The organism is Pseudomonas sp. RIT-To-2 (assembly GCF_029623465.1).
Classification (GTDB): domain Bacteria; phylum Pseudomonadota; class Gammaproteobacteria; order Pseudomonadales; family Pseudomonadaceae; genus Aquipseudomonas; species Aquipseudomonas silvicola.
The window spans coordinates 104,860-122,663 of record NZ_JAPYKM010000006.1 but is presented as its reverse complement, the minus strand read 5'-3'; the positions used below and the strand labels follow the sequence as shown (position 1 = coordinate 122,663).

18 protein-coding genes are annotated in these 17,804 nt (G+C 63.1%); 7 read left to right on the top strand and 11 right to left on the bottom strand.

Annotated elements, in window-relative coordinates; translation table 11 throughout:
* Positions 1-316: 316 nt before the first annotated feature.
* On the top strand, positions 317-1,084 hold the full coding sequence (locus tag QBK88_RS07840) for an SDR family oxidoreductase (RefSeq protein ID WP_277961603.1): 768 nt from the start codon (positions 317-319) through the stop codon (positions 1,082-1,084).
* Positions 1,085-1,092: 8 nt separating this feature from the next.
* Here QBK88_RS07840 and QBK88_RS07835 read toward each other — a convergent pair whose 3' ends face one another.
* The 7 genes from QBK88_RS07835 to QBK88_RS07805 all read right to left on the bottom strand — a co-directional run bounded on the left by QBK88_RS07835 (position 1,093) and on the right by QBK88_RS07805 (position 6,025).
* On the bottom strand, positions 1,093-2,181 hold the full coding sequence (locus QBK88_RS07835; RefSeq protein ID WP_277961602.1) for an AGE family epimerase/isomerase: 1,089 nt from the start codon (positions 2,179-2,181) through the stop codon (positions 1,093-1,095).
* Positions 2,182-2,279: 98 nt separating this feature from the next.
* The gene (locus tag QBK88_RS07830; protein WP_277961601.1) at positions 2,280-2,852 is read right to left on the bottom strand and encodes a HupE/UreJ family protein; all 573 of its coding nucleotides are present in this window, start codon (positions 2,850-2,852) and stop codon (positions 2,280-2,282) included.
* A gap of 50 nt (positions 2,853-2,902) precedes the next feature.
* On the bottom strand, positions 2,903-3,517 hold the full coding sequence (ureG, locus tag QBK88_RS07825) for an urease accessory protein UreG (RefSeq protein ID WP_158154357.1): 615 nt from the start codon (positions 3,515-3,517) through the stop codon (positions 2,903-2,905).
* Positions 3,518-3,529: 12 nt separating this feature from the next.
* The gene (locus QBK88_RS07820; RefSeq protein WP_277961600.1) at positions 3,530-4,204 is read right to left on the bottom strand and encodes an urease accessory UreF family protein; all 675 of its coding nucleotides are present in this window, start codon (positions 4,202-4,204) and stop codon (positions 3,530-3,532) included.
* Entirely contained in the window at positions 4,201-4,701 is a 501-nt protein-coding gene (ureE, locus tag QBK88_RS07815) for an urease accessory protein UreE (protein WP_277961599.1), read from the bottom strand. The genes QBK88_RS07820 and ureE overlap by 4 nt, the downstream gene beginning before the upstream one ends.
* Before the next feature lie 148 nt (positions 4,702-4,849).
* Positions 4,850-5,485, bottom strand: a complete 636-nt coding sequence (locus QBK88_RS07810) for a TetR family transcriptional regulator (protein ID WP_268145874.1) — start codon at positions 5,483-5,485, stop codon at positions 4,850-4,852.
* A gap of 99 nt (positions 5,486-5,584) precedes the next feature.
* Positions 5,585-6,025, bottom strand: coding sequence for a phage infection protein (locus QBK88_RS07805; RefSeq protein WP_277961598.1), 441 nt, complete (start codon positions 6,023-6,025; stop codon positions 5,585-5,587).
* A 336-nt stretch (positions 6,026-6,361) separates the two neighbouring features.
* Between QBK88_RS07805 and QBK88_RS07800 the strand changes: the two genes are divergently transcribed.
* Entirely contained in the window at positions 6,362-8,437 is a 2,076-nt protein-coding gene (locus QBK88_RS07800; RefSeq protein WP_277961597.1) for an AsmA family protein, read from the top strand.
* A gap of 143 nt (positions 8,438-8,580) precedes the next feature.
* Here QBK88_RS07800 and QBK88_RS07795 read toward each other — a convergent pair whose 3' ends face one another.
* Both QBK88_RS07795 and osmE read right to left on the bottom strand, forming a co-directional pair.
* Entirely contained in the window at positions 8,581-9,108 is a 528-nt protein-coding gene (locus QBK88_RS07795; protein WP_277961596.1) for a ferritin-like domain-containing protein, read from the bottom strand.
* 140 nt (positions 9,109-9,248) lie between these two features.
* Positions 9,249-9,596, bottom strand: a complete 348-nt coding sequence (gene osmE, locus QBK88_RS07790) for an osmotically-inducible lipoprotein OsmE (protein ID WP_268145871.1) — start codon at positions 9,594-9,596, stop codon at positions 9,249-9,251.
* A 117-nt stretch (positions 9,597-9,713) separates the two neighbouring features.
* Between osmE and QBK88_RS07785 the strand changes: the two genes are divergently transcribed.
* The 3 genes from QBK88_RS07785 to QBK88_RS07775 all read left to right on the top strand — a co-directional run bounded on the left by QBK88_RS07785 (position 9,714) and on the right by QBK88_RS07775 (position 12,191).
* Positions 9,714-10,604, top strand: a complete 891-nt coding sequence (locus QBK88_RS07785; RefSeq protein WP_277961595.1) for an esterase/lipase family protein — start codon at positions 9,714-9,716, stop codon at positions 10,602-10,604.
* An 83-nt stretch (positions 10,605-10,687) separates the two neighbouring features.
* Entirely contained in the window at positions 10,688-10,984 is a 297-nt protein-coding gene (locus tag QBK88_RS07780) for a PsiF family protein (protein ID WP_277961594.1), read from the top strand.
* Positions 10,985-11,180: 196 nt separating this feature from the next.
* Entirely contained in the window at positions 11,181-12,191 is a 1,011-nt protein-coding gene (locus QBK88_RS07775; RefSeq protein ID WP_158155833.1) for an AI-2E family transporter, read from the top strand.
* Positions 12,192-12,279: 88 nt separating this feature from the next.
* On the opposite strand, the gene QBK88_RS07770 is transcribed toward QBK88_RS07775, so the two are convergent.
* On the bottom strand, positions 12,280-13,545 hold the full coding sequence (locus tag QBK88_RS07770) for an Hsp70 family protein (protein WP_277961593.1): 1,266 nt from the start codon (positions 13,543-13,545) through the stop codon (positions 12,280-12,282).
* A gap of 264 nt (positions 13,546-13,809) precedes the next feature.
* Between QBK88_RS07770 and cbpA the strand changes: the two genes are divergently transcribed.
* Together cbpA and QBK88_RS07760 are read left to right on the top strand one after the other, a co-directional pair.
* Positions 13,810-14,772 (top strand): curved DNA-binding protein, encoded by a 963-nt coding sequence (cbpA, locus tag QBK88_RS07765; RefSeq protein ID WP_268145865.1) that lies wholly within the window; start codon positions 13,810-13,812, stop codon positions 14,770-14,772.
* A gap of 3 nt (positions 14,773-14,775) precedes the next feature.
* Complete coding sequence (locus tag QBK88_RS07760) at positions 14,776-15,081, top strand: chaperone modulator CbpM (protein WP_277961592.1); 306 nt, start codon at positions 14,776-14,778, stop codon at positions 15,079-15,081.
* A 4-nt stretch (positions 15,082-15,085) separates the two neighbouring features.
* Here QBK88_RS07760 and QBK88_RS07755 read toward each other — a convergent pair whose 3' ends face one another.
* Positions 15,086-17,692, bottom strand: a complete 2,607-nt coding sequence (locus QBK88_RS07755; RefSeq protein ID WP_277961591.1) for a membrane-targeted effector domain-containing toxin — start codon at positions 17,690-17,692, stop codon at positions 15,086-15,088.
* Positions 17,693-17,804 lie beyond the last annotated feature (112 nt).

Here is a 17,804-nt window from a genome sequence, read left to right as displayed (position 1 = left end):
TGGCGCCACCCCTGCTATTTTCGCTCGTGCGTGGTCTGGCCCAGGGCTGCATGATTGCCTGGATCCGGTCAAGGCCATTACCGCTTACAACCGGCTACACGCCCCGCGGCAGGCGGGTTTGTCCACATGGCAGTTGCCCACGGATACTGTGCAAGGCCCTGTGGATAAGGTGCGCACAAGGTGCGGCGGCCCAGCTGGGGCAAGGGTTTGCGGCCTTCGATCATTTTTTGATCAGGCCGGGGTTTAACTTGCCGTCGCGCCAAAGCGCGGGCATGCTTTGAAACGATCTTTCCCACAGCCTTTCCAGGAGCATGCAATGACTTCCACCGTGTTTATCACCGGCGCCACTTCCGGGTTTGGCGAAGCCTGTGCCCGCCGTTTCGCCGAGGCAGGCTGGTCGCTGGTGCTGACCGGCCGCCGTGAAGACCGCTTGAGCGCCCTGGGCGAAGAGCTGGCCAAGCAGACCAAGGTGCACACCCTGGTACTGGACGTGCGGGACCGCAAAGCGATGGAAGAAGCCATCGCCAACCTGCCGCCGGAATTCGACAAGCTAACCGGCCTGATCAACAACGCCGGCCTGGCCCTGGGTGTCGACCCCGCGCCCAAGTGCGACCTGGACGACTGGGACACCATGGTCGACACCAACGTCAAAGGTCTGATGTACAGCACGCGCCTGCTGCTGCCACGCCTGATCGCCCAAGGCCGCGGTGCCAGCATCGTCAACCTGGGTTCCGTGGCCGGCAACTACCCGTACCCGGGCAGCCACGTGTATGGCGCCACCAAGGCGTTCGTCAAACAGTTCTCGCTGAACCTGCGCTGCGACCTGCAGGGCACGGGCGTGCGGGTGACCAACCTGGAGCCGGGGCTGTGTGAAAGCGAGTTCTCGCTGGTGCGCTTCAATGGCGACCAGGCGCGCTATGACGCCACCTACGCGGGTGCCGAGCCGATCCAGCCGCAGGATATTGCTGACACCATCTTCTGGATCCTGAACACCCCGGCCCACGTCAACATCAACAGCCTGGAGCTGATGCCAGTGACCCAGAGCTGGGCAGGCTTCGCCATCGAACGGCCGCACAAAGCCTGACGGGCGCTTCAGTGCCGAGCTAAGGCCTGATAACAGGTTGCCAGGTGGTAAGGGGTGGTCGACGGCATGTCCAGCCGGCTCACCGTGCCGCTGGCATCACGGCACTCGTACCAGCCGCCTTCGTGCAGGAAGCGCTCGCGCAGCACCTGCACCTGGCTGGCTACGTAACCCCCGGCCCGCAGGGTCAGTGCCCGCAGGTATTCGGCCTGAGCCCAGATGCGCTGGGTGCCATCACGTACTCTGCCGTCCACGTCAAGCATCGCCAGCACGCCACCCGCCTGCACGCCCAGCCGTTCGGAAGGGGCGAACGCCGCCTCCAGGGAGCCGTGCAATTCACTGCCCTTGAGCAGTGGCGACGACTCCAGCAGGTAGAACCACTCGAACTGATGGCCTGGTTCCCACCAGTTATCCACAGCGCCGCAGGGCTTTTCCATCAGGAAACCGGAAACCGGATCGACGAAGCGCGCTTGCATGGCCAGGCAGAGGTCCACCAGCGCGGCTTCCACGGCGTCGTCCTGGCGTACTGCCAGGGTGGCCAGGAAAGCCTCGGCCAGGTGCATCAGCGGGTTTTGCAGCGGCCCTGCACTCTGTGTCGACCAGTCCTCGCCCAGCACCGCCTCGTACAGGCCGTCACCTGTGGAAAACTGTGTGGCCACCACGCTCAGCGCGGCGTCCAGCACCGACTCGGCCAGCGGGTCGCGAGACTGCTGCCAGTAGTGCGCACAGGCGAAGATGATGAAGGCGTGGGTATACAGGTCCTTGCTGCGGTCCAGTGGGCGGGCGTGTGCATCGATGCTGTAGAACCAGCCGCCATGCTCGGCGTCGTGGAAGTGCTTCTGCAGCGAACGGAACAGCGCCGCCGCGTGCTCATGGGCGCCAGGCACGTCAGCCAATGTGGAGAACAGGTACAACTGCCGGGCACAGGCCATGGCACGGTAGCGCTGCACGGGCATGGGCCGCTGCTGCGGGTCCAGGGCCTCGTAGGGCAACGCCAGTTCGGCGTTCCAGCCGGGGCCTTGCCACAGGGGCACGATGGTCTTCAGGAAGTGCTCATGCACAGCGGTGAAGGCATTGGAGAGGGAAGCAGCTTCTGGCATGAGGAAAAGTCGTCACGGCGGTCTGAACGTCGGGGCGACATGGTAGCAGGTCTTGCCAGCCTGTTCGCCAGCCATGGCGGCGAACAGGCGGCAAGCGGTCAGCCGGCCAGCAGCCAGGCGCCGGTCAGTGCCGACAGGGCGCCGACCACGCGTACCAGCAGGCTGGCGGCCTGGGGTAGCACGCGCACCACGGCGTAGCCCACGGCATGCAGGGCAGCGGTGGCAGCGACGAAGCCGGCAGCGTAGGCCCATGGGTTGGACATCTCCGGCAGCTCAAGGCCGTGAGCGACGCCATGGAACAGCGCGAACAGGGCGGTGGCGCCAACGGCCAGCGCTACCGGCGGGCGAATGGCCAGGGCCACGGCCAGGCCCAGGGCCAGTACCGAGGCGGCGATGCCGCTTTCCAGGCCTGGCAGCTCCAGGCCTTCGAAGCCCAGCAGGCCGCCGATCAGCATGGTGCCGACGAAGGTGCAGGGCAGGGCCCAGCGGGCGTTGCCGGTCTGCTGTGCGGCCCACAGGCCCACGGCGAGCATGGCCAGCAGGTGGTCGATGCCGGTCAGCGGGTGCAGCACACCGGCGACGATGCCGTGTTCACCGTGGCCGGGGTGGGCAAACGCCAGGGCGGGGGTCAGCAGCAGGGCGGCGGCGCCGAAGAGTTTTTTCAGGGTCATTGATTGGCTTCCTTGTGAAGTGGCAGGTGCGCTCTTTGGAAAATGGGCGATCAGGCGGCGGTCAGCAGGCCTTGGCGTTCGATGAAGGCGATGATGGCCTCAAGGCCCTGCCCGGTCTTCTGGTTGCTGAACACGAACGGCTTGTCACCGCGCATGCGCCGGGTGTCGCTGTCCATCATTTCCAGGGAAGCACCCACCAGCGGTGCCAGGTCGATCTTGTTGATCACCAGCAGGTCGGATTTGCAGATGCCCGGGCCGCCCTTGCGCGGCAGCTTGTCGCCGGCCGACACATCGATCACGTAGAGGGTCAGGTCCGACAGCTCCGGGCTGAAGGTGGCCGAGAGGTTGTCGCCGCCCGACTCCACCAGAATCAGGTCCAGGCCGGGGAAACGGCGGTTGAGCTGGTCCACGGCCTCCAGGTTGATGGAGGCATCCTCGCGAATGGCAGTGTGCGGGCAGCCGCCGGTTTCCACGCCGATGATGCGCTCGGGGGCCAGGGCCTCGTTGCGCACCAGAAAGTCGGCGTCTTCGCGGGTGTAGATGTCGTTGGTGACCACGGCCAGGTTGTAGCGCTCGCGCAGGGCCAGGCACAGGGCCAGGGTCAGGGCGGTCTTGCCGGAACCGACCGGGCCGCCAATGCCGACACGCAGGGGCTGGGTATTCATGATTGTCATCTCCTAGGAACGGAACAGGCGGCTGTACTGGCGCTCATGGGCCATGCTCGCCAGGGACAGGCCGAAAGCGGCGCTGCCATAGTGGTGGGGGTCAAGTTCAGTGGCGTGCTGCTGCGCTTGCTGCAGCAAAGGCAGCAGTTGGCTGGTCAGTCGCTGTGCGGCTTGCTGGCCCAGGGGCAGGGTTTTCATCAGTACCGCCAGCTGGTTTTCCAGCCAGCTCCACAGCCAGGCGGCCAGGGCATCGGCGGGCCTGATCTGCCAGGCGCGGGCCGCCAGGGCCCAGCCAAGGGCCAGGTGCGGTTCGGCGGTGGCCGCGAGGAAGTCCTTGGCGGCGGCGTCCAGTTCGGGCAGGCCATCGAGCAGTTGCTTGAGCGAATAGCCCATCTGCCGGCTTTCCTGGGCCATTTCCCGGGTTTCGCGGCTGGCGCGGTGCTCATCACTGAGCGTGCGCAGCGCAGCCCAGTCATCGCTGGCCGCGGCTTTGCAATGGGCCAGCAGCAACGGTGCTTCGAAGCGCGCCAGGTTGAGCAGCAGTTGGTCGCTGATCCAGCGTCGGGCGTCGTCGGCCTGCTTCACCGTGCCTTGTTCCACGGCCATTTCCAGGCCTTGGGAATAGCTGTAGCCGCCGATGGGCAGTTGTGGGCTGGCCAGACGCAGCAGGGCCCAGGCCGGGTTCATGTACGTACGCCGAACTGGTGCAGTTTGGGCGCGTAGTTGAAGTCTTCCTCCCCCGCGCGCGAGTGGTGGTGGCCACCGCCGTAGGCGCCGTGCTCGGGCTGAAAGGGCGCTTCGATGGCTTCAGTGCTGGCCCCCAGTTGCTCGAGCATGGCCTTGAGCACGTAGTCGTCCAGCAGGCGCAGCCAGCCGTCACCCACTTGCAGGGCCACGTGGCGGTTGCCCAGGTGGTAGGCGGCGCGGGTCAGTTCGAAGGCGTTGGCGCAGGTGACGTGCAGCAGGGCTTCGGGGCGCGCGACCACTTTGACGATGCGCCCGTCCTGGGCTTCGAGGCATTCGCCATCATGCAAGGGCGGCTGACCGCGTTCGAGGAATAGCCCGACGTCCTCGCCATCGGCACTAAAACAGCGCAGGCGGCTTTTGCTGCGGGCTTCGAAATTCAGGTGTAATTCGGCCGACCAGTCAGGTTTTGGCTCGGTTCTGCGGTGGATCACCAGCATTTTCAGGCATCCGGCTGTGTGCGATGAAGTGCTGACAGCAAGTGTCTTGCCAACATGCTAGCGCTGCGAATGCCGGCCCTGTGCCAGAACGTTGGGCAACAAATTGATACAAATTGGTGCGCATGCCGGTATCTGGCACCAACTTGGTTCAGTCGTCAATACTGCTCAGGCCCTGCCAGTGCTTGGCGCCCATGAAAATGAAGCGCAGTTGCTGGGTGATCTTCGCTTGGGGCGACAATTGCCGCGGTTGGCGTTCGGCGGGGGCGTCGATCAGCTCCGGCAAGGTGGCGAACACGGTCTTGACCACCAGGTCCGCCATCACGGCCAAGGCGGCGCGGTCCAGGTGTTGCCACTTGGGCATGAGCGCCAGGTCGGCGGCAAGGTCAGAACTGATGCCATCGCGCAAGCAGGTCAGCGCCTGGCGCACCGGGCGTGAATCACCGTACTGCTCACGGGCCAGAAACAGGAACTGCGAGCGGTTGGCCGCCACACTGTCCAGAAAGATGCGCACCGAGGCGTCGGTGAGCCCACCGAGCTCGAATTCATTGCGGCGCACGCGGCGAATGGTGTCACGAAAGGTTTCGCCCACTTCATTAACCAGGGCCAGGCCCAATTGGTCCATGTCATCGAAATGGCGATAGAAGCCGGTGGGCACGATCCCTGCGGCCTTGGCCACTTCGCGCAGGCTGATGCTACCGAATCCGCGCCCCGCGTCGATCAACTGCCGGGCGGCGTCGAGGAGGGCATGGCGGGTCTGCTGTTTCTGTTCGGCGCGGGCTAGCATGGTGCGGAGTTCTTTGGAGGGCAGCGCAGCACTCTAGCAAATCGGGGGAAAAATCAAAGCCCGGTGCGGGGACCGGGCTTTTTTCAGGGCAGCCAAGACTCAGCTCGCGCGGTTCAGGGTACGGTCGGAACCATCCTGGGCGACTTGCAGCACGGTGCGGTCGGCGTCGGCCTGGCTGACGCGGTTCAAGGTGCGGTCCGAGCCGTCTTGAGCGACGCGGTTCAGGGTGCGGTCAGAACCGTCCTGGGTCACGCGGTTCAAGGTGCGGTCAGAACCGTCCTGAGCGACGCGGTTCAGGGTGCGATCCGAGCCGTCTTGAGTGACACGGTTCAGGGTGCGATCCGAGCCATCTTGAGCGACGCGGTTCAGAGTGCGATCCGAGCCGTCCTGAGCGACGCGGTTCAGCGTGCGGTCAGAACCATCCTGGGCAACGATCACAGCGGCGCTGTGCTGGGTAATCGCAGGTTGAACGTTGCCAGCGGCGAATACGTTGGCGGCCAGTACAGAGAGGGTCAGGGTCAGCAGCAATTGGCGTTTCATGGTTTGGCGCTCCTTTGGAGGGCTGAAAAGTGGGTACGAAGCCAATGCTACTCTTGAGAATTAGATATAAAAGTTCATATAGGTAATGGTAACAATCAACCAAATTGATTGTTCGCTTCCAGGCCTCTAAATCAACGCTTTAGCGTGGTTGTCGGTGCACCGCTTGGGGGATTTTCCAGCGGCCGTGCGCCGTTGTGGAACCAACCTGTCGATGCATCGGTCGGCCGATTTCATAAATCGGGTTAAACCCCCAGCCGCTTTGCCAGTCCTAGAAGGTAATGCTGCAACCGAGCGCACCGCCCGCAGGCGGCCCCGCTGTCATTTGGAGATTCGTGCATGACGCGCCCTCGCAAGATCCTGGCCTGGATAGTTGGCACCCTGGTAGTACTGATTGCCGTACTGGTGGTGGTCATCGCCACTTTCGACTGGAACCGCGTGAAGCCGACGCTCAATGCCAAGGTGTCGGAGGCCTTGCACAGGCCGTTCGCCATTAATGGCAACCTTGACGTGCTGTGGGCCCGCGAGCCGCAGGAAGGCGGCTGGCGTGCGTGGGTGCCATGGCCCCATTTCGTTGCCGAAGACCTGACGCTGGGCAACCCGGAGTGGTCCAAGGAACCACAAATGGTTAGCCTCCAGCGCGTGGAGTTCCGCCTGTCGCCATTGCCGCTGCTGGCTGAGCGCATCGTCATCCCGCGCATCGACCTCACCCAGCCCGACGCCAACCTGCAGCGCCTGGCTGACGGCCGCGCTAACTGGACCTTTGACTTCGGCCCTAAAGACCCTGACGCCGAGCCGTCGAAATGGGTCATGGACATTGGTGCGATCGGTTTCGACAAGGGCCATGTGGTGTATGACGACGTGACCCTCAAGGCCCATGCCGATGTACTCATAGACCCTCTGGGCAAGCCCATTCCGTTCAGCGATATCGTTGGCAGCGGCGCGGCCAAGAAGGTCACCGACCAGGGCGCGACTGCTCAGGACTACGCTTTCGGGTTCAAGGTAACGGGCCGATACAAAGACCAGCCCGTCAACGGCACAGGCAAGATCGGCGGCCTGCTGGCATTGCAGGATGCCGCGCAACCCTTCCCGGTGCAGGCAGACGTGCGCATTGCCGACACCCATGTCGCCGTTGCCGGTACGCTGACCGACCCGCGCAACCTGGGGGCCCTGGACCTGCGCCTCAAGCTCGAAGGTGCGAGCCTGAGCAAGCTGTACCCGCTGACCGGCGTGACGCTTCCCGACTCGCCGCCGTACTCCACCGACGGCCACCTGCAAGCCAAGCTGCATGAGCCCACGGGCGCGAGCTTCGAATACCAGGGCTTCAACGGCAAGATCGGCAACAGCGACATCCACGGTGACCTGGCCTTCGTCGCCAGCCAACCGCGGCCCAAGCTGAGCGGTAAGCTGGTATCCAACCAACTGCTGTTCACTGACCTTGCGCCCCTGATCGGCGCCGACTCGAACGCCAAGCAGGCGGCTCGCGGCAGTGAAAGCAAGCAGCCGGCCGGCAAGGTGCTGCCGGTCGAGGAATTCCGCACTGACCGCTGGCGCGCCATGGACGCCGATGTGGAATTCACCGGCAAGAAAATCGTGCAGAGCAAGGACCTGCCGTTCACCGACCTGTACACCCACGTGGTACTCAATGACGGGCAATTGAACCTGGAGCCTCTACGTTTTGGCGTCGCCGGGGGCAACCTGGACGCGCAGATCGGCCTCAATGGCCGCACCACGCCCCTGCAGGGCCACGCCAAGCTGACCGCGCGGGGCTTCAAGCTCAAGCAGCTGTTCCCGACCTTCGAACCGATGAAAACCAGTTTCGGCCAACTCAATGGCGATGCCGATATCAGTGGTACTGGCAACTCGGTATCTGCGTTGCTGGGCAGCGCCAACGGCAACCTCAAGCTGTTGATCAATGACGGCGCCATCAGCCGCGGCCTGATGGAGATCGCCGGGCTCAACGTCGGCAACTACGTAGTGGGCAAGATCTTTGGCGACAACGACGTGAAGATCAACTGCGCTGCTGCCGACCTTGGCATCAAGGACGGCCTGGCCACGCCACGCTTGATTGTGTTCGATACCGAGAACGCGATCATTTACGTCGATGGTACGGTCAACTTCAAGACCGAGCAGTTGGACTTGAAGATCAACCCCGAGTCCAAGGGCTTCCGCCTGCTGTCGCTGCGCTCGCCCCTCTACGTGCGCGGGCCGTTTGCCAAGCCCAGCGCCGGGGTGCAGGCGGTGCCGTTGCTGTTGCGCGGCGCCGGCATGGTTGCCTTGGGTGTGGTGGCGGCACCGGCGGCTGGCCTGCTGGCGCTGGTGGCGCCCAGCGGTGGCGAGCCCAATCAGTGCACGCCGTTGCTGGAGCAGATGAAGGCAGGCAAGGCGCCGAAGACGGTGCAGAGCACACATTGATTGGGTAAGTCCCGCGGTGCCTCGTTCCCACAGAGTCTGTAGCCGCTACTCTGTGGGACCGGGCGAAGCTCGGGACCCCGGCACCACTATTTTCAAGGCAAAAAAAGGACCGGTTTCCCGGCCCCTTGGTACCACGACAAGCCTTACAGCCCTTCGAGGATGTCCGCCATGTCGTCGGCGTGTTCTTCTTCCTGAGCCAGGATGTCTTCGAACACGCGACGAGTGGTAGGGTCTTTGTCGCCGATGTACTGGATGATCTCGCGGTAGCTATCGATGGCAATGCGCTCGGCCACCAGGTCTTCGTAGACCATTTCCTTCAAGGTGCTGCCAGGCTTGTACTCGGCATGCGAGCGGCCACTGAGGCTGTCGGGGTTGAAATCCGGCTCACCGCCCAACTGCACGATACGCTCGGCCAGCTTGTCGGCATGTTCGGCTTCCTGGGTAGCGTGCTCCAGGAACTCCGCGGCCGCCACCTGTGCCTTCACGCCCTTGGCCATGTAGTAATGGCGCTTGTAGCGCAGCACGCACACCAGCTCAGTGGCCAGTGAGTCGTTGAGCAGGCGGACGACTTCCTCGCGGTCGCCTTCATAGCCTTCGGTCACTGCGCCGTTGTCCACGTTCTGGCGAGCGCGATCACGCAGGGTGTTCTTGTCGATCGTTGCAATACTCATGGCAATCTCCAGGCTATTCGGTACGGTTGGGGCCTTCGGGCTCTATCGCCCCCGTCAACTGGGGGCCCGGCCCGATCGGTTCAGAGGTTGTGAGTGCACGGCAGGCCGGAAAGTTTTATCGGGCTTGCTGCGCACCGACATCAGGGCATGGCGTTGACGTTGGCCTTGCGCTGGGCGCAGGTCATGAAACCCTTGCTGTCCACGTGGCCGCTGGCGTCGAAGCTGACGTAGTAGGCCTGTTGCTTGCCATCGGTGTTGAGCACGTAGTTGTTGCAGGTGCCAGCCGTGGTCTTGCCATTACCGTCGACCACCGAGGACGGCGTGCCGCCAATGGCGATGACCTGCTGCATGGTCATGCCGTTATCGACTTGCTTGACCAGCGGTTCATTGCGATAGGTGACGAAGTCCACCGGGTTTTCGACCTTGGTGTTGGCGCAGCCAGCCAGCGAAGCCAGTACGCACACAGCGGCCAGGGTTTGCTTGTACATAGGTGTCGCTCCTTCGAATGAGCCAATAGTGGCCCCGTAATACTTTGAGCAACGGCGTCGTCCGAAGGTTCGATGTCAGTGCGCTAGTATTGAAGTTTGCCTTCAGGATCGCCCGCCATGTCAAAGCCCGGTGCCACGCGCTACCCCCTCGTCCTTGTGCCCGGCATGCTCGGGTTCGTGCGCCTGGTGCTGTACCCCTACTGGTTTCGCATCGTGCGGGCCTTGCGGCGGGGTGGGGCGCAGGTGTTCCCCGTTCAGGTCTCGCCCATCAACGCCACCGAAGTGCGGGGCGAGCAGTTGCTGCTCATCATTCAGCGCATCCGCCACGAGACCGGTGCCGCCAAGGTCAACCTGATCGGCCACAGCCAGGGTGCCCTCACAGCCCGCTACGCGGCGGCCAAGCGCCCGGACTGGGTGGCCTCGGTGACTTCGGTGGCGGGGCCCAACCACGGTTCGGAACTGGCGGACTACCTGGAGCGGCGCTACCTGCACAACTCGGTGGGGGGGCGCTTGCTGCATGCTGTCCTGTACCTGCTGGGCCTGCTGATGGGCGTGCTGGAGACCGGTTGGCGGGGGCCGATTCTGCCCATCGATGTGCACGCCTCGCACTTGTCCCTGACCTGTGCCGGGGTGGCGCACTTCAACCAGCGTTATCCACAGGGCATCCCGCTGACCTGGGGTGGCCAGGGCGAGCCGGTGGTCAACGGGGTGCATTACTATTCCTGGTCTGGCGTGCTGCAAGACCCGCGCAGCGATGGCGGCGGCAACCGCCTGGACGGCTCGCACATCAGTTGCCGGTTGTTTGCCAAAACCTTCGTGCGCGAAGCAGGGCAATGCGATGGCATGGTGGGGCGCTATAGCTCGCACCTGGGGTACGTGATCGGCGATGACTACCCCATGGACCACCTGGACATCGTCAATCAGTCCCTTGGGTTGGTGGGCAAGGGTGCCGAACCGGTGCGGCTGTTCACTGAGCATGCTGCCCGGCTGAAAACAGCCGGGCTTTAGGGGCGGGCCGGAGCAGCGGAAAAGTTTGGCTACACTTCAGGTCGAGGCCGCGCGGCCCAGCGCGGCGACAAGGAGACCACTCCATGAAAATGCTGCACGCGCCCCTGTTGGTACTTGGCCTGCTGCTGTGCTCGCAGGGTTTCGCCGCCACCGCGCAACAGAACAAAATGACGACCTGCAACGCCGACGCCACGGCCAAAAGCCTGAAGGGTGACGAGCGCAAGACCTACATGAGCACTTGCCTGAAGGCTACCCCAGCCGCCACCAAGACCCTGACGCCGCAGCAGCAGAAGATGACCACCTGCAATGCCGACGCCAAGACCCAGAACCTGAGTGGCGACGCGCGCAAAACATTCATGAGTACCTGCCTGAAAAAATAACGGGCTGGCCCCTGAAATCCCTGTAGGAGCGGACGTGGCTCGCGAACCATATACCGTGGTTTTTCGGGTGGGGCGCAGCAGTGCCTTCGCGAGCGTTGCCCGCTCCTGCCGGCAGTCGCCCTTCGCCGGAACTGGCTCTGTGAGGTGAAGGCTGGCAGACTGCCCGTCCTTCCATGTGTTACATGTTCGAGGCTGTATGCCAACGTTTTCCCAGCGTCATGTGTTATGGGCCAGCCTGCTCATCGTATTCGGTGGGCTGTTGCTGGTGATGCCTCTGCGCCTGTTGCCCAGCCTGCTGGCCGGTCTGCTGGTGTACGAACTGGTCAACATGCTAACCCCGCAACTGCAACGGCTGGTGTCCGGCCCGCGGGCCCGCTGGGTGGCGGTAGCGCTGCTGGGGACCGTGGTGGTCAGCCTGCTGGCGGTGATCTTTGCCCTGGGCATCAGTTTCCTGATGCACGAGGCCGAGAATCCCGGCGCGTTCCTCGACAAGTTCATGGGCGTGCTGAACCGGGCGCGGGCGCAGTTGCCGCCGTCCATCGATGCCTACCTGCCGGCCAATGCGCTGGAATTTCGTACGGCGCTGGGCGACTGGGTGAGCAAGCATCTGGCCGACCTGCAATTGGTGGGCAAGGATGCGGTGCACACCTTCGTCACGCTGCTGATCGGCATGGTGCTGGGTGCCATCGTCGCCTTGAACCGCATTCCGCCGGGGGTTGATCACAAACCGCTGGCCGGCGAACTGCTGGTGCGCATGACGCTGTTGGTGCAGGCGTTCCGCAATATCGTTTTCGCCCAGATCAAGATCGCCGCGCTGAACACGGTGTTCACCTCGGTGTTCCTGCTGGTGATATTGCCGTTGTGCGGAATCAAGCTGCCACTGACCAAGACCATGGTGGCCCTGACCTTCATCCTTGGCCTTTTGCCGGTGATCGGCAACCTGATCTCCAACACGCTGATCACCATCATCGGCCTGTCGGTGTCGATCTGGGTAGCCGCCGCAGCACTGGGTTGGCTGATTCTTATCCACAAGCTGGAGTATTTCCTCAACGCGCGGATCGTGGGCGGGCAGATCAGGGCCAAGTCGTGGGAATTGCTGCTGGCGATGCTGGTGTTCGAGGCGGCGTTCGGCTTGCCCGGGGTAGTGGCAGGGCCCATCTACTACGCCTACCTGAAAAGCGAGCTGCGCCGCGCCGAACTGGTCTGACAGTAGCGGCGTACCTGGCCGCGTCGGCTTCACGCGGTGTATCCAGTACTGGGCCGCGCCTCGGGACGCGGCCAGGTCCGCTGCGGTTTCAGCCGTAGCGCTTGCGCGCTTCGATGGCCAGGCCGCTGCCGATGCTGCCGAAGATATTGCCTTCCACGTGCCGGGCATTGGGCAGCATCGCCGCCACGCTGTTGCGCAGTGCCGGAATGCCGCTCGAACCGCCGGTGAAGAACACGGTGTCCACCTGTTCCACCCCCACGCCGGCATCACCCAGCAACTGGGTGACGCTGCCGCGCACACGCTCCAGCAAGGTATCGATGGCACCTTCGAACAGGGCCCGGCTCATGTCCACGCTCAGGCCCGGCTCGATACGGTCCAGCGCCACCAGACGGTTGTCAGCATGGGTCAGCTGGATCTTGGTTTCTTCCACTTCCATGGCCAGCCAGTGGCCAGCGCGCTGGTCGATCAGCTTGAACAGGCGGTCGATACCGTCCGTGTCTTCGATGTCGTAGCGCATGCTGCCCAGGGCCAGCTGGGATTTCTGCGAATACACCGAGTTGATGGTATGCCAGGTGGCCAGGTTCATGTGGTGGCTGGTGGGCATGAACGCGCCGCTCTTCATGCGGCTGCCGTAGCCGAACAGCGGCATCACGCCTTGCAGGCTCAGTTGCTTGTCGAAGTCGGTACCGCCGATGTGCACGCCGCCAGTGGCCAGGATGTCGTCGTGGCGGTTGTCGATGTTGTGGCGCTCGGGCGCCAGGCGGATCAGCGAGAAGTCGGAGGTACCACCGCCGATGTCGACAATCAGTACCAGCTCTTCACGCTCAATGGTCGACTCGTAGTCGAAGGCCGCGGCGATGGGCTCGAACTGGAAGGACACTTCCTTGAAGCCGATCTTCTTCGCCACTTCTTCCAGGGTGTCCTGGGCTTCCTGATCGGCTGCCTTGTCGTCATCGACGAAATGCACCGGGCGGCCCAGCACGACTTCGTCGAAGGCACGGCCGGCGTTGGCTTCGGCGCGCTTTTTCAGCTCGCCGATGAACATGCCCAACAGGTCCTTGAACGGCAGGGCGGTGCCCAGCACGCTGGTGTCATGCTTGATCAGCTTGGAACCCAGCAGGCTTTTGAGCGAGCGCATCAGGCGGCCTTCGTAGCCTTCCAGGTACTCGTGCAGCGCCAGCCGGCCATACACCGGGCGGCGTTCCTCGATATTGAAGAACACCACCGACGGCAGGGTGATCTTGCCGTCTTCCAGCGCGATGAGGGTGTCGACGCCCGGTCGGTGCCAGCCGACGGTGGAGTTGGAGGTGCCGAAGTCGATGCCGCAGGCGCGGGCCGGGGTTTGGTTGGTCATGTCGTTGCCGGATTCTGTGCAAAAAACGGCCGCGCAGTGTATGCCAGTGGTAGCCAGAATCAAGGCCGCGCGGCGTTTAATTGCCACACGGTCACACCTTGAAACCTCGCCTCGCACCCCCAATCTTGTAACCAGCCCCCATGGCTGCACCCAAGGCCGTTCAGCAAAGCCTGCCAGCAGCCGATAAACTTCCAGCGCATCAGCGAGTCTCTACACTTGAGTGGACAGACCGCGCGATCCCGATAAACGGATGGTGATCCTTCGATGGACTTCAAAGACTACTACAAGATATTGGGCGTTGAGCCGACCGCGGACGAGAAGGCGATCAAGACTGCCTACCGTAAACTGGCGCGCAAATATCACCCCGACGTCAGCAAGGAAAAGGACGCCGAGGAAAAATTCAAGGAGGCCTCCGAGGCCTACGAAGCGTTGAGCAACGCGGACAAACGCGCCGAATACGATGAAATTCGCAAGTACGGCCAGCATGGCCGACCCTTCCAGGGCCCGCCCGGGTGGCAGGGTCGTGGCGGTGGCGGTTTCGAGGAAAGCGCTGGCGATTTCTCCGACTTTTTCAGCTCCATTTTCGGCGGTTCGGCCGGGCGTGGCGGTAATGGCAACCCCTTTGGCCGCGGCCAGCAGCGCAGCGCCGGGAGGCGAGGACAAGACGTGGAAATGGAACTGGCGATCTTCCTCGAGGAAACCCTGGCCAACGAGTCTAAGCAGATCAGCTTCCAGGTGCCACAGTACAACGGCGCCGGGCAGCAGACGGGCAATACCACCAAGACCCTCAACGTGAAGATCCCCGCCGGTGTCACCGACGGCGAGCGTATTCGCCTCAAGGGCCAGGGGGCCCCAGGCGTGGGGGGCGGCGCCAATGGCGACCTGTACCTGATCATTCGTCTGGCACCGCACCCGATGTTCGATGTCGAAGACCATGACCTGATCATCACTGTGCCGCTGGCACCGTGGGAAGCGGCGCTGGGCACCAAGGTCGCGGTGCCGACCCTCACCGGGCGCATCAACCTGACCATTCGCCCTGACAGCCAGAGCGGCCAGCGCCTGCGCGTCAAGGGCAATGGCTTGCTCGACAAGAAAGGCCAACGTGGCGACTTGTTCGCCCAACTCAAGGTGGTCATGCCGCCGCAATCCGACGAGGCCGCGCAGGCCCTGTGGAAAACCTTGTCGGAGAAGGCGGCGTTCGACCCCCGAGCCAACTGGAGTCGTTAACTCATGAGTTCGTCCCTGTATGTTCAGCTGGATATGAAGAGCTTCTGTCAGGAGGTGGGCATTTCGCCCGCCTACGTGATCGAGATCGTCGAGCACGGCATTGTCGAACCACAGGGGCGAACGGCGGACGAGTGGTTGTTCGATGACCGCGCGCCCGGTATAGCGCGCCGTGCGGCCAAGCTGCATCACGACTTGGAGTTGGAGTGGGAGGGCGTGGCGCTGGCCCTTGAGCTGCTGGAAGAAGTCCAGCAGCTGAGGGGTGAAAACGCCATGCTGCGCCAGCGCCTCGGGCGTTTCAGGCCCAGCTGAGCCGCTAGACTTCGCTGGTGCTGTGGGTGGCCGGGGCAGGCTGGGTGGCGATCTCGATCTTCAGGTCGGCCCGCACGGTGCCGGCATTGCCCGCCAAGCGCTGCCCAAGGTCGTCGCTAATGGCCAGCGGGGTGTCCAAAGGCACGTCCTTGACGCGCAGCCCCACCGTGTCGGTGAGCTCCGACAGCCCTGGTACGTCCATGAATGTGCCGACACGGGTGTGGTCCACCAACGCAATCCAGCCACTTCCCGGCCGTGCCGTCTGGTGCGCCTTGATGCGTTGCAGGGCGTAGAAATTACGCATCTTCTGGCCGATATCGGCCTCTTGCAGTGTCAGCCCATGTACCTGGTGGGCGGCCGCACAGTCCAGTGCCTTGACCTTGATGCCTTGCCGTCGCGCGCTGCGGATCAGCTCCAGGGGGGTGTATTTCGCCAGCACCGACTGCTCGGTCAGGTGGTGGAGGTACTTGTAGAGATCGGCGGGCATCAGGCCGGTTGCCAGGTAGTGATCCACCCAACCCTGATGCAACTCCTTGATCAGCAGGTCGGTGTAGAGCGTTTCCACCCCCAGTGACCTGAGGTTTGCCATGTATTTGATCAGCAATTTCTTGCTGCCGATGGCGTCCCTGGCTTCACCGATGACCATGCCGCTGCCGTTGTTGTAGACCGCTTCGAACAGCGCATCCGGTGTCGTGGCAGGCGTCAACCCGGGTATCGCTACCGAGCGCGTGGCCCTGGGCAGGTCGAAGAAAGTCCTGGCGTGGGTAGCCAGCTCGTTTCGTGCCTTGAGCAACTCCAGACGTGCGAAAGCGAAGGTGTCGTCCAGCGGCATCGTCATCAACCGTTGGCTGTCCCGGCCGATAAGGGTTGCCGTCAGTTCTACGTACTTCATCGGTGTTTCGTAAGGGCGCAGCTGGGCATTCAACTGGTGTGCCATGGCCAGTTGCGGGCTGACCCTGGCCGGGCTCAACGTGGCATCGGCTTCAAGGTCCTGCGGGTCGAACACCTGCTCGGTAAAGGGCTCCCACACCCCTCGCCAGTTGGGCTCGACGGGCCAAGCGCCGACCAGGTTGTCGGGGGCCTGGGGGTTGATGACCACCCAGCGGTCCAGTACCTCTATGAACTCCACCTCAAACGTTTTGCTGTTGAGGCGGATGTATCGCTTGTTGTCGCTGAGATAGAACAGACCCCCGTCACCGCTGATTTCCGTGGGCAGCTGGCTGACGTCAATGTCCACAGCGTATTCCAGGGGGGTGTTGGTGTCGAGAAGGGCCGGTGTCTCCTCGGCCAGGTCGACGAACTCGTCCAGCACGTGTTTGCCGGTGCCTTTGAGCATGGGCAGGCTGAACAGCAACGACAGCGCATCGAAGGCTGCGGCAACAGCGGCCTGGCTGCGCTCTTCGTGGCTGCTGCCATGCAGGGCCACTGCCGTGTGGGCGCCCAGGCTGATGGCCGACGCGCCAACCACGGCGCCCGCCACCAGTGAGTCGCCCGGTGCCAGCCCTGCGGTTACCCTCACGAAGGCACTGAGGTCTACCAGGAACAGCTTCTTGCGCAGGTCCCAGTTGGTGGTCAACATCGCTTTTGCTTCGGTTTCCAGGCGAGTGCGCAGGTTCTTGATGAGGTATGTGAACACATCTTCCTTGATGAGTCGGCTAGCGCCATTGAGCAGTTTCTGCCCCGTGGCCCAGGGTGTTGTCAGCATCGTGTCCAGGGTCGTGTTCACGTCATCGAGCACCGACGTGTCGGTTTGATGATGCACCCCGAAATGCGAGATCAATTGCTGGCGCCGGTCCGGGTCGGCCGCCTCCGTGCATACCCAGTCATACACCTCTTGCTCGCTGTGAAAAGTCCGGAACCAGGCCGGCGGCAGGAACAGCGTCTGCTGCCCTTGCGCATTCTGCACCCGGACAATGTCAGTGGCAGCGTGGGCGCCCAGGGTAAAGTCGTGCACCGAGGCCAGCGTCGCGGTGCTGAAGCGGCGCCTCAAGTCCAGGATCGTCGGCGGCATCCTGGCAGGGCCCGACACCGTGTACATGAACTGTTTGAACGCGCGGTGGGTGAGCACCTTCAGGCGCATGGCCTGGAAGGCGTGGCTTACACATAATGCCTTTGCCACCAGGCGGCCCTGTTCTTCCTGGGCACTCCAGAAGGCGTCCAGTCGGGTCTGGTAGGCCTGGGCGAAGTTCGCCTCCCACAGTGCGTTCATGATCGTCAGGGGCGATAACGCGACTTCGTTGCGCTGGTCATAAAACCCGCCGCTGCCATCCCTGGTATAAAAACCGCTCATGCTGTCCAGGTCGATGGCATTGATCTGATCACTGAGATCGAAGCGCCGCAGGGTCAACTCAGTCATGGTCAGGGTCTTGTCTGGAACCCCATAGTGTTCCCAACCGGTAAAGGTGTGGGTATTGCTGATGGCATTGGAAAACCGGTGCCAGTAGACCGCGTCCGGGTCCAGGTCCTGGCCGGTATGCGCCTTGAGCAGGCGGGCGGCTTCCTGGCGTGCGCAGTGGGTGATATCGGGAAAGGTGCTGTAGAAATCGGTGGCTGCCTGCTTGAGGCTGGCCAGCGTCATTTCTGCGGTTTGCGAGGTAGTGGTTTCGGACATGGCTGTCTCCAGTACGGCAATGGTTGGAGTCAGCGAGGTTAAGGGGCGGGCAGGGAAGAAGTGCCGTACATAAGGCTGGGTGTCGTGCAGGAGCCAGGGTGGCCGGAAAGCT